Source organism: Brevibacillus laterosporus LMG 15441, assembly GCF_000219535.2.
Taxonomy (GTDB): Bacteria; Bacillota; Bacilli; order Brevibacillales; family Brevibacillaceae; genus Brevibacillus_B; species Brevibacillus_B halotolerans.
Window position 1 is genome coordinate 3671988 of record NZ_CP007806.1, and the last position, 12126, is coordinate 3684113.

At 41.0% G+C, this 12126-nt stretch carries 9 protein-coding genes; 2 read left to right on the forward strand and 7 right to left on the reverse strand.

Going from position 1 to position 12126, the window contains the following annotated elements; genetic code table 11:
- Nucleotides 1–81: 81 nt before the first annotated feature.
- The 7 genes from dprA to BRLA_RS16040 all read right to left on the reverse strand — a co-directional run bounded on the left by dprA (nucleotide 82) and on the right by BRLA_RS16040 (nucleotide 9647).
- Nucleotides 82–1170, reverse strand: coding sequence for a DNA-processing protein DprA (gene dprA, locus BRLA_RS16010; protein ID WP_003336896.1), 1089 nt, complete (start codon nucleotides 1168–1170; stop codon nucleotides 82–84).
- Between the two features lie 142 nt (nucleotides 1171–1312).
- A complete protein-coding gene (gene sucD / locus BRLA_RS16015; RefSeq protein WP_003336895.1) occupies nucleotides 1313–2215 on the reverse strand; it encodes a succinate--CoA ligase subunit alpha in 903 nt (300 codons plus the stop codon).
- Nucleotides 2216–2269: 54 nt separating this feature from the next.
- On the reverse strand, nucleotides 2270–3430 hold the full coding sequence (gene sucC / locus BRLA_RS16020) for an ADP-forming succinate--CoA ligase subunit beta (RefSeq protein ID WP_003336894.1): 1161 nt from the start codon (nucleotides 3428–3430) through the stop codon (nucleotides 2270–2272).
- A gap of 207 nt (nucleotides 3431–3637) precedes the next feature.
- A complete protein-coding gene (locus tag BRLA_RS16025; protein ID WP_003336893.1) occupies nucleotides 3638–4699 on the reverse strand; it encodes a hypothetical protein in 1062 nt (353 codons plus the stop codon).
- A gap of 36 nt (nucleotides 4700–4735) precedes the next feature.
- Entirely contained in the window at nucleotides 4736–5626 is an 891-nt protein-coding gene (locus BRLA_RS16030) for an AlbA family DNA-binding domain-containing protein (RefSeq protein ID WP_003341411.1), read from the reverse strand.
- A gap of 501 nt (nucleotides 5627–6127) precedes the next feature.
- The gene (locus BRLA_RS16035) at nucleotides 6128–7315 is read right to left on the reverse strand and encodes an outer membrane protein assembly factor BamB family protein (RefSeq protein WP_003336891.1); all 1188 of its coding nucleotides are present in this window, start codon (nucleotides 7313–7315) and stop codon (nucleotides 6128–6130) included.
- Nucleotides 7316–7712: 397 nt separating this feature from the next.
- Nucleotides 7713–9647, reverse strand: coding sequence for an ABC-F family ATP-binding cassette domain-containing protein (locus BRLA_RS16040; RefSeq protein WP_041752640.1), 1935 nt, complete (start codon nucleotides 9645–9647; stop codon nucleotides 7713–7715).
- A gap of 278 nt (nucleotides 9648–9925) precedes the next feature.
- On the opposite strand from BRLA_RS16040, the gene BRLA_RS16045 reads away from it, so the two are divergent.
- Nucleotides 9926–11503 (forward strand): YifB family Mg chelatase-like AAA ATPase, encoded by a 1578-nt coding sequence (locus tag BRLA_RS16045; protein WP_003336888.1) that lies wholly within the window; start codon nucleotides 9926–9928, stop codon nucleotides 11501–11503.
- 341 nt (nucleotides 11504–11844) lie between these two features.
- Nucleotides 11845–12096: an AbrB/MazE/SpoVT family DNA-binding domain-containing protein gene (locus BRLA_RS16050; protein WP_003336887.1), complete on the forward strand. Its 252-nt coding sequence runs from the start codon at nucleotides 11845–11847 to the stop codon at nucleotides 12094–12096.
- Nucleotides 12097–12126 lie beyond the last annotated feature (30 nt).

The following is a 12126-nucleotide window of genomic DNA, read 5'->3' on the forward strand; positions in this document are numbered from 1 at the left end:
ATTTTTTTCCCCCTTACAAAATGAATCTCCCCTATTATTCAATACGGGATATCCATTTGTCAAACTTCTAATATTTTCCTTCTACACTTCTCTTCTTCTATAAAATTGTCCAGCTTCCTCTTCAACCAAACCTTTTCCTACCAATAAAAGTAAAAAAATATGAAAATCACTCTGAAATTCCTTTGCTATTTTACCCCTAATCTCATCGATATGAAGACTCTTCTCCTGCATACTTGACAATAGTGCTATTTCACCTGCTGATAAATCTATCGCCTTCGTATCTACAGATTTTTTCTGGAATGTAGCTTGTAAATGATAAGGTAGTTCCTCTATGATATCTTCTAATGAACCTATTAATTTCGCCCCCTCTTTAATTAAGGAATGGGTCCCTTCACTTCCTTTAGCAAAGATGGAGCCAGGAATAGCAAATACCTCTCTATTTTGTTCCAAGGCACAACGAGCTGTAATAAGTGATCCGCTTTTCTCTGCTGCCTCCACAACTATTGTCCCCCAGCAAAGTCCGCTAATAATCCGATTACGTTCAGGAAAAAAAACAGTCCTCGGAGCTGTCGCTTCTGAATATTCAGATACAAGCAATCCATGCTGTGCCATTTGCGTATATAATACCCTATTTTGCGCAGGATAAATCCGGTCCAGTCCGTTTCCAAGAACACCAATGGTTTCCGCCCGATGTTGGAGTGCAGTTTGATGTGCTATGGTGTCAATTCCTTTCGCTACCCCCGACACAATGACCATGCCAGATTTTGCTAAACCACTCACCAACATCTTACAAGTATCTCGACCATAAGCTGAAGGATTTCTTGTTCCCACAACTCCAATCGAGATTTTATGTAGCAACTCCAAATTCCCACGATAATATAAAAGGATGGGAGGGTCAGGTATTTCGCGTAAATTCTCTGGATACTCTTGATCCCAATATGTAATAAATTGGATTTCCTTCCGTTCCCTTTCTACTTTATCCTCATACACCTGTTTGGCAGTGAGACTAGTAAGAAATTTCCCGTCTTCCTCTCTTTTCTCGAACCAATTTAGGTTATAAGGAGGTTCAAAGCCTCTCTTTTCTTCATATATAGCCCACAACGTTTTTCTTCCTACTCCACGCTGTCTACTCAATGTATATACCCAATCACGTTCCTCTAGCACTCTCATCTACCTTCACTCTTTCTTTTTCTTCATTATAAAAAGAGTAAGAGGGGTAGCACAAAAATAAAAAACAAAAAGCCAAGCAAACCCAAACATGTCTCCAAGTCTTGTTTTGGAGTAGTTCAGCTTGTTGACTTTTTGTAATCAATTATTTACTCATTACTTTATCTAGCATTCCTTTTTCTGTCAGGAATTCTACTAATGTTTCACCGATAACAGCAGGAGTTTTAGCAACACGTACACCGCATTCCTCTAGTTTAGCAATTTTCTCAGCGGCTGTTCCCTTACCACCTGAGATAATCGCTCCTGCATGACCCATACGTTTCCCTGGAGGAGCTGTTTGACCACCGATGAATCCTACCACCGGCTTTTTCATGTTAGCTGCAATCCATTCAGCCGCTTCCTCTTCTGCTGTACCCCCAATTTCTCCGATCATAATAACCGCTTCTGTATCAGGATCTTCATTAAATAGTGCTAGTACATCGATAAAGTTAGTGCCGTTTACTGGGTCGCCACCAATACCAACTGCTGTTGATTGGCCCATACCGCGGGTTGTTGTTTGATGAACTGCTTCATATGTCAACGTACCAGAGCGGGATACAATCCCCACTTTGCCTGGAGTATGGATATATCCTGGCATAATCCCAATTTTACATTCTCCTGGAGTAATGACCCCTGGGCAGTTCGGACCGATTAAACGCGTCTTTTTGCCTTCCATGTAGCGTTTTACTTTAACCATATCAAGAACTGGAATTCCTTCGGTAATGCAAATAACTAAGTCAAGATCGGCATCTACTGCTTCCATGATGGCATCTGCTGCACCTGCTGGCGGTACGTAGATTACAGAGACAGTGGCTCCTGTTTTTTCTACAGCTTCCACAACGGTATCAAAAATTGGAATCCCGTCTACTTCTTGTCCACCTTTTCCAGCGCGTACTCCACCTACCATTTGTGTTCCGTATTCAACAGCACCGCGAGTATGGAACAAAGCTGTAGAGCCTGTAATCCCCTGTGTAATCACTTTCGTATTTTTATTAATTAAAATACTCATCGCGTATGTTTCCCACCTTTTTATCGTCTTCTTGCTTCTGTAACGGACAACATCCTACTTTACGAGAGCAACGATTTTCTCGGCTCCATCAGCCATGGAATCAGCTGCAACGATATCTAATCCTGAGTCCTTCAGAATTTGTTTACCAAGCTCAACGTTTGTACCTTCCAGACGAACGACTAGAGGCTTGTCTAAACTTACTTGTTTCGCCGCTGCTACTACACCGCTCGCGATAATGTCGCATTTCATAATACCGCCAAAGATATTGATGAAGATACCTTTCACCTTAGGGTCTGACAGAATGATCTTGAAAGCTTCCGTTACTTTCTCTTCTGTCGCACCGCCCCCAACATCAAGGAAGTTAGCTGGATCGCCGCCATAGAATTTAATAATATCCATGGTTGCCATTGCTAAACCAGCACCATTTACCATACAACCGATGTTACCATCCAGAGCGATATAGGATAGATCATATTTAGAGGCCTGAATCTCTTTTTCGTCTTCTTCTTCTAAGTCACGTAATTCCACTACATCAGAATGACGATAGAGGGCATTGCTATCAAAGTTTAATTTTGCATCTAAAGCCATTACTTCGCCGTCACCTGTGACAACTAGGGGGTTAATTTCAGCGATGGAACAATCCTTGTCAACGAATGCTTGATATAAGCTCATCATGAAACTAGCTGCTTTATTAACTAACTCAGCAGGAATATTGATCGCAAAAGCCAAGCGACGAGCTTGGAATGGTAGTAAACCCGTAACAGGATCAATTACTTCTTTAAATATCTTCTCGGGTGTATGAGCTGCTACTTCTTCAATCTCCGTACCGCCTTCTTCTGATGCCATCATGACAACGCGATTGGTGGCACGATCAACTACTACCCCTACGTAATATTCTTTCTTAATGTCGCAGCCTTGCTCAATTAGTAAGCGCTTAACTTCTTTGCCTTCTGGACCTGTTTGGTGGGTTACAAGGACCTTACCAAGAATTTCGTTTGCATATGTACGAACTTCATCCAGATTCTTAGCGACCTTAACACCACCAGCTTTTCCGCGACCACCAGCATGGATTTGTGCTTTTACCACTACGACCTGGGTGCCAAGCTCTTCTGCTGCTTTCACTGCTTCATCTACGGAAAAAGCTACTCGGCCTTCCGGTACCTTTACTCCGTATTGTTTTAGTATCTGTTTTCCTTGATACTCATGAATGTTCATTCTGCAACCTCCTATGGCAGTTTGAATCAATAATGGTGAGCAAAAGTATAATTTCTTGCTAGACCAAGCAAAAACCAGCCCTAAAAAGCTCTGGTCGGACAAAAAGTGTCAATGTTATGACGTATTTATTTTACGATAAGATATGAAAAAAGTCACTCACTTAATGGTACGCTATCATTTATGAACTCAGTAAATTATTTAGTCTTCTCACGTAAACAGAATAGCCTCTATATTCGCTTGTAAATTAGGCCAATAGTATTTCTTCCCTTGATAAAAAACATAATTTCCTTCTATCTTCATCGGATATCGTTTTTTATTGAGAGAAAAGGTCAGGTTCAATGATGTATGGGGGCTGTCTTCTTGTCGCCACATGGTAGAAGTAGAAGGCTGGGTACGTGAAAGCACACGAATGACTTGATGAATTTTGCCCTGCTGCATCAGATTCTGTTTGATAAGATAAGCTTCTCGTTTATTGTCGTGAGCTCGGATATCCTCTGCTTCTAATTGTGTTGCTTCATATAATTCCTCCCATACTGACTTTTTAGGACTATCTGGCAATAACTTGGATACGAGTTGATACAAGGAAGGATTTGTTTTGTAATAAATCGTTTCCCTTCCTACCACACAGCGAAGCAATGTTGGTTGAAGCAGTTCGTAATGAGGTTCACTCGGTCGCTGAGGATATTTCATCTGAAAGGAAGGATAGATCGGGTAAGCCTGGACAGGTTGATCTACCATTTTGCTATCTGCTAACAACCTGATAGCCTCCTGAGCTACTGTCCCTTTCACTGTTAAGGTTTTGGATTGGGGTAAATCCAGTGCTTTGAATTCTACCCCATCCAATTCTTGAACTTTTATGATAGCTAGCCCGAGTTGCTTACGTGCGGTTTGGTAAAAGACGCTGGCATTTTCACCTCGATATGTATTGTTTGCATAGGTGAAGCCCTGCTCGCCAACCTCTAAAACCAGTGGAGCCTCTTTTTGTCTATAGGCAATTAGTCTAAATTTAACTTCCTGATCCTTCAGCCTATCCTTTGACATCATCAAAGATAGACGACGGCCGGTGAAGTTTTTCTCGAATTCTTCTATAGATAGTGGTATTTCTTGTCCTGTTGTAGTGAGGACAGAGACTCCTTCCAATGCCTGAAAAACCTGTGAAAGGTCTACTTTTTCCTCAGACCCATAGCCGTTTGATTGCGTGGAGCATCCAACAACGACAAGACAAGTCCATATAACGGACATTAAGCAAACATGCCAGCTTTTTTTCACGCATGTCCCCTCCTAATCTACTTCTATGTTGTCTATCTACAGCAGTCCTAGACGACGGCTTATATCGCTGCCTAATCTACGCTTTACATAAATTTCGCCGATTTGATGAGGGTCCTTCACAATAAAGGAGCGATTGTTGGTTCGAATGGAGACATATTTTTCATTATTTTTATCTAGTCCGCATATCAATTCATTACCAACCTCTACGAATATACTAACTACAAATTTCCCCTCAACCTCCCGTAACGAAATTTTTGGAAAAGGATGTAATATCGGCGTAGTTTTAATTTGAATATATTGGGTAATAGCAAGTAAGTATTTATCTGGATCACCATAATGGGCAAGCTCATCGTTAACACCTATTATCTTTGAATCATCGCTAATCCCTAAAAATATATTTCCATTATTACTATTAGCAAAGGCGACAATCGCTTTGATGATCGCTTGCTTTGAATGTAAGAAGTCCTGTTTAAATTCAATCATATCGTTCTCACCCAGCTTAGTAGCGATGATTGGGTCATCCAGCCTGCCAAGATGGCGAAAACGACTCAGTGCTCCTAGTCGATAAACATAATCCTCAAATAAATCGGCCGGTAATGATATATCTTCAATAACTGCATCCATCTTCTGCCATAGCTGATAGGTTTCTTTAGAAAAACACATATCGAATAAAACCGTGCTTCCTAACGATTTCATGTTCATCCCAACTGCGACACTGTTGCGATAGGCAGGCTGATAAGTATCCACTCCTCTTACCTGCATAACCCCTTTTTCAATAAGGAAGTCAAAATAGATACGCGGTAATACAAGTAACCGTTTAAGCAGCATCGGATGGAGAGAAGGAAGACGATCATGGAACAAATCAAACAGAATTTCATTTTCCGAGACACGATGGATCTCGGCAAGAAAAGTACATAAGGTTTTCATCATTCACCCCGTTGCCCCTCTAGTGTTTTTATGAAGATGTTCATTATGCAGACTTTTTGTTCAATCATTCATCCTGTAAGAAGGCTCCTTGCTCTTACATTCTTATTCCTTTTTAGTTTATGTTATCTATACTCATTTCAATTAATTTTTCTTATCATACTAAAGTAATATTACAAAACAAAGACAAAAGCTGATTTGATTTCAATTTCTTCGTTCTTACTGTTTTGTTAACAGAAAAAGCGCCCCACAATGGAACGCTTTTCTGAAAATGAACGTATTTAAAAATATTGTTTCATTAAATAGTCTACCCAGTCTGGCATTTGTATATCTGAAACATGAGCTGGAAAATATGGGTGGTCTCCTAATACGATGCTTCTTCATACCGATCCGTTGTCGAAATTTTGATCCATACCAAAAAGGGAATCACTCATTAACAACCATAAGTGATTCCCAATCAATTCATATGTCTAGGCTAGCCTCTTGCCTATTTTTTATAATCTGTTACTTGCCAACAGCCGTCACACGTCCATTTTGAGACACAAGATAAATAGTACCATCTGCACCGATAGCAGGTGCTGATACCGTATTGTCTTTCATGTTGTATTCCCAAATTCGATTTCCTTTTTGATCAAGCGCACGCAACACACCGTTTCCTGTTACCATGTAAATCACTCCATTGGCGTCAAGGATTGGTGCCGATTCAATTTGATGTCCTCCATTATAGGACCACTTGGTTTTCCCGTTTTTAGAATCTAACGCAAAAAACATACCGCTATCTGTTCCAACGTAAAGTGTTCCATTAGAATCAATAGCAGGGGATGAGGTTATTTTTTTTCCAACAGAAGTAGACCATTTTTCTTTCCCATTGGATGCAATTGCGTATATCTTTCCATCTTCCGTACCCAAATAAAGCGTACCATCATTTCCGATAACCGGAGATTGCTTCATTGGAGCATTCAATGCCAATGTCCATTTCGATTTTCCTGATGCTGCATGAACAGCATATAATTTACCGTCAGAATTTCCTACATAAACCACTTGATCCTTTGAAATGATTGGCGCTGTCGTTACAGGGGCTTTTGAGCTAAATGTCCATTTCTCGGAACCATTCTCGTTAAAAGCTTGTAGTTTGCCATCGCCCGTTCCTACATAAATCGTGCCATCTGAACCAAGAGCAGGGGATGTAGTTACTTCACCAACCGTACGTTTCTCCCACTTTTTCACTCCGCTTGGGTAAACAGCAAACAAGAGGTGTTCAGTCGACCCCGTATAAATCGTTCCATCCTTCCCAATTACACTACTGGTCAGATCGCCTTTGAGCAGAGTTTTCCAATTAATGCGGCCGTTTTGATATGCATAAAACTCTCCCCCATTAGAGGTTACGTATATCGTGCCATTAGCTGTAACTACAGGTGAGGATTTGATAGATTTTCCTGATGTAATCGACCATTTCTCAACTGGGTTAGGAGCAACATTATAACGCGATTGGCGGGTCCAGTTATATGTAGAGGGTTGTGCTGCTTGATAATCATAGCTACCAGCGTGATAACCTGTTCCTTGCGTAAAGGCTGTTGTTGTTTGAACTGGCTTCACGGCTACAGGCTTAGCCAAAATTGCCTGAGGTACTACCACTGAAGACAAAATCATGGTTCCCGCTACTAACAGTTGGATTCTATTCTGTTTTTTCATGTTAATTCCCTCTCTCTTCCACAGGTTTTTAATGAATTGATCATGTTATGCTTTTATTCCGACTATACGCACAGAAAATGATGGGTTTACTACCAGAAACGTGCGTGATTTCCTTTTGAATATACTGTAAATTGCTAGGTGAGTCTACCGTTTATTGTCAGGTAATTTCACCCATTCTTTCTTAGGACTTTTGTCTGAATATTAGTAAAGATGGGTGAAGATGGTCATTGAACCCATGGTATCATTTTATGTAAAGCGCCTTATAGCATAAGTTTACACGTTTGACATAGGAATGAATCAGTGTGGTTTTTTCCAAAAAAAAGAAGGAAGGTTTCTTCAACCTTCCCCTCCATGATCCAACAATTACCTGTATGCTGTTAGACCCTTCATCATTTAGTTATCCTCTTTTATTGGCTTCCTCTAGCTCTTCCACCATAATCGATAGCTCAGTCCAACGTTCCATAGCCTGCTCCAATTGATTGGCTATCTCCTGTTCCTGAGCAAACAGCTCCTGCGCTCGCTCTACGTTACTACCAGCATTTGCAACCTGATTTTTTATCTCTGAGAGCTTTTCCTCCAAATCAGCAATACGATCCTCTATTTCATCCCAATCTCGTTGGTCTTTATAGGATAATTTTTTGGTTCGGTTTCCACCCCTAGTGGCTTGGGCAGATGACTGATCTGATTTTTGTTCATTCGCTTTTTCCTTTGCTGCTTTTTCAGCTAATGCTTTCTCTTGCTTGCTCTCGTCTAGGTACTCCGAATAATTTCCCATGTAATGACGAATTGTCCCTTGCCCTTCAAAAGCAAACAGATGCTCAACCGTTCGATCTAAGAAATAACGATCATGGGAGACAGTAATCACAGCCCCTGGGAAGTTATCCAGGTAGTCTTCTAAGATACTAAGTGTTTGGATATCCAGATCATTGGTTGGCTCATCAAGGAATAAAACATTGGGTTCTCCCATTAACGTCCGTAGCAAATACAGACGGCGACGCTCCCCACCAGACAGCTTAGAAATATACGTCCATTGCTGATTAGGAGTAAATAAAAATCGTTCCAGCATCTGTGAAGCAGACAAGGTAAATCCATCTGCTGTTTTGATTTGTTCGGCTACCTCCTTGATATATTCAATGACCCGTAGATTACCATCCATCTCCACACTTTCTTGTGTGTAGAACGCAAGCTTAACCGTTTCACCTGTTTCAATTGTTCCGCTATCAGGCTGAATACGACCCGCAAGCATGTTTAGCAGTGTTGACTTCCCGCTACCATTAGGCCCAATAATCCCAATTCGATCTCCAGGTACTACAATGTAGCTAAAATCAGTAAGCAGTCTATGTTCGCCAAAAGCTTTAGAGACCTTCTCTGCTTCAATGACCTTTTTACCAAGACGACTTGCCCCCAAAGCAATATCAAGCTTAGCCTGTGGCCCCTCCACCTTCTTGTCTCGTAGCTCTTCAGCTCGCTGCACCCGGGCTTTTTGCTTCGTAGTTCGGGCTTTAGCGCCTCTTCTTAGCCATGCCAGTTCTCTACGCAGTAGATTTTGGCGTTTGCTTTCTTGAGCCAATTCATTCTCTTCACGCTCTGCCTTCTTTTCTAAAAATGATGCATAGTTGCCCTCATAGCTATAAAGCTTGCCGTTGTCCAATTCAAAAATACGATTTGTAACGCGATCGAGGAAATAACGGTCATGGGTTACTAGTAATAGTGCACCTTTAAAGGAAGAAAGATATTCTTCTAGCCACTCTACTGTTTCATTATCAATATGGTTGGTCGGCTCATCTAAAATAAGCAAATCGGCAGGCTGAATTAGCGCACGTGCCATCGCTACCCGTTTACGTTGTCCACCAGAAAGCTCGGCTACTTTCTGCCCAAACTGGGTAATGCCTAATTTGGTCAGTATTGTTTTTGCCTTCGTGTTTGCATCCCAAGCATTCGTTGCATCCATTTGTTGCTGGGCACGTAATAATCGTTGTAGCTTTCGCTCATTTTCCTGATCCTGCTGCAGTTCTTCCAAAGAAACCTCATATTCCCGTAGGGCCTGCATAAGAGGAGTATCTCCATAAAATACTTGCTCAAGGACAGTTGAATCTCCATCAAATTCTGGATTCTGCGGCAAATATTCTACACGAAAATGATTGGAATGAATAATCTCCCCCTGATCTGCTTCCTCTATCCCGGCTAGAATTTTAAGCAAGGTAGACTTACCAGTACCATTTACGCCAATCAACCCAATCCGTTGATTCTCAGCAATATGAAAGGAGATCGTGTCAAACAAGACCTTTTCTCCAAAACTTTTTTTAATATGTTCTACTGTTAGTATATTCAATTTGACCATCCTTACTTCTATATAAGATGTCCGTTCGTAATACTCTACAAAATCCGTTTTTAACGAAACGTAGAGTAAAATATTGTTATCGTACATGGACTTACTTCTCATTGTACAAAATGACAGGCCTAATGGGAACAGCTAGCGGGATTTTGAGACACGAAATCATTTTTGTTGCAGATACCCTTTAACTTTTTATACAGTCAAACTTAGATGGCTTGAAAATGGATTATTCTAGTTCAAATCATCCGTAACGACTGGTAAAGGGGTTATCTAACATGTATGCAAAAATTTATTCAGCTACCATTCATGGAATAGATGGCATGCTAGTTACAGTAGAAGTGGATATTTCGAATGGATTGCCACATTTTGAAGTGGTGGGTTTAGGAGGTAGCGCTGTTAAAGAAGCACGGGATCGTGTCCGAGCCGCCTTACGGAATTCCGGATTCGACTTCCCTATGCAGCGAATTACCGTCAATCTAGCCCCCGCAGATATGCGAAAAGAAGGCTCCGTTTTTGATTTAGCTATCGCCTTTGGTATCTTGCTAGCATCTAAACAAATTGAAATGACATCAGCTATTCCACTTATTATCGGTGAGCTGGCGCTAGATGGTAGCTTACGTCCCATTCCAGGTGTCTTGCCCATGCTACTGGAGGCTCAGCAAAGAGGATTTAAGAGAGTAATTTTGCCCATTGCCAATCAAGCAGAAGCAAAACTTGTTCCCTTAGAAATTCTGCCTGTACCCCATTTGCGAACCGCTGTGGAGGCTAATAAAGAAAAGGAATGGGTTCATGTAAGCGATCCTACTGCATCTCATTTGGACTGCACTAATTCAAGTCCTATTGAGCTTAAAACCGAAAGTAGACATCCTCCTGATGCGATTCCTACATATGATTTTGCTGATGTCATGGGACAACATTTCGTAAAAAGGGGTCTAGAGGTTGCAGCCGCTGGATTTCATAATGTAATGCTAGTTGGTCCACCCGGCTCTGGAAAGACCCTATTAGCCAACTGTTTTCCAACCATCATGCCTAAAATGACTCAGGAGGAATCCTTTGAGGTTACTAAGATTTACAGCATTGCTGGCTTAACAACGCGACATGGGCTTATTGAGACTCGCCCCCTGCGTGCGCCACATCATACAATCACCCAAGCCGCTCTAGCAGGTGGAGGTTCTCAAATTCCACGTCCGGGAGAATGCAGTCTGGCTCATGGCGGAATTCTTTTTCTTGATGAAATGCCTGAATTTCCCAGAGGTGTTCTTGAAGTGCTACGACAGCCCCTTGAAAAGGGTCACATTACCATAAGTAGGGCCAAACAAGCCTATTTGTATCCAGCGCGTTTCTTACTAATTGGTTCTATGAATCCTTGTCCATGCGGATATTATGGTTCCAAAGATCAAAATGTCTGTCGATGCTCACCCTTACAAGTATTAAAATATCGTTCAAAAATTTCTGGCCCCTTGCTAGACCGCATCGATATTCATTTGGAAGTGCCTCGTGTTTCAGTCGAACAGTTAACAAAGCGAGAGGGGGAGGAAAATTCAGCTTCAATCCTCACACGTGTAGAGATGGCTCGAAGTATTCAACGTCAGCGTTATCGTCAAAACAAGCGTTCTTCATTTAATAGCTCAATGACTGGACAAGATTTACGAGCATACTGTTCTCTTGATAAAGGCGGGCAGGAGTTAATGAGCATAGCTTTTAATCAACTGGGACTGAGCGCTCGTGGATATGATCGAATTGTTAAAGTGGCTCGTACGATTGCTGATTTAGATGGTTCTGAGAACATCAAAACCTCACATGTAGCTGAAGCGATTCAATATCGTTCACTTGATAAGGCTGTTTTAGCATGATCCAAAAATATCTCTTCAAAACAGGTTAGCCATACACCTTTTTGGGGTAAATCTTTGTTGAGCATATTCTGCTATCTATGAATTCCTGAACAAGTTGTCCTTCGCAAAAGATAGCATTATGTTCATACACTGTTTAGCAGATTGGGTACTATTTTACGAGTAAGAATCATAATAAGTAAACAATCTCATGTAAGCGGAATCAACGTTATAAATGTTAGGAGAATATTCACTTTTTTAAAAGAAGTAAAGATTGACTTATTTATTAAATATTGGTACGATAATAATCAGATAACCTGTCGAATTTTGACTAAATACATCTGACAGAGAGGGGATTTACACCTATGAAATCAACAGGTATTGTAAGAAAAGTGGATGAACTAGGACGTATCGTTCTTCCTATTGAATTGAGACGCACATTAAACATTGAGATCAAAGATCCTATGGAGATCTATGTAGATGGAGAACGCGTAATCCTGAAAAAATACTTGCCATCTTGTATCTTCTGTGGAAATGCTGACCAAATTACTCACTTCAAAGGTAAAATCATTTGCCATGATTGTCTGAATGATATGCCTGTTAGCACGAAAGAATAAGCTTTCCTTGTTACATACGCACTAAATATG

Bases quoted from the DNA above. Each gene is read 5' to 3' on its own strand.
- BRLA_RS16045 (WP_003336888.1), top strand. From the start codon at position 9,926: ATGTATGCAAAAATTTATTCAGCTACCATTCATGGAATAGATGGCATG.
- BRLA_RS16030 (WP_003341411.1), bottom strand. From the start codon at position 5,626: ATGAAAACCTTATGTACTTTTCTTGCCGAGATCCATCGTGTCTCGGAA.
- BRLA_RS16035 (WP_003336891.1), bottom strand. From the start codon at position 7,315: ATGAAAAAACAGAATAGAATCCAACTGTTAGTAGCGGGAACCATGATT.
- sucD (WP_003336895.1), bottom strand. From the start codon at position 2,215: ATGAGTATTTTAATTAATAAAAATACGAAAGTGATTACACAGGGGATT.
- dprA (WP_003336896.1), bottom strand. From the start codon at position 1,170: ATGAGAGTGCTAGAGGAACGTGATTGGGTATATACATTGAGTAGACAG.
- sucC (WP_003336894.1), bottom strand. From the start codon at position 3,430: ATGAACATTCATGAGTATCAAGGAAAACAGATACTAAAACAATACGGA.
- BRLA_RS16050 (WP_003336887.1), top strand. From the start codon at position 11,845: ATGAAATCAACAGGTATTGTAAGAAAAGTGGATGAACTAGGACGTATC.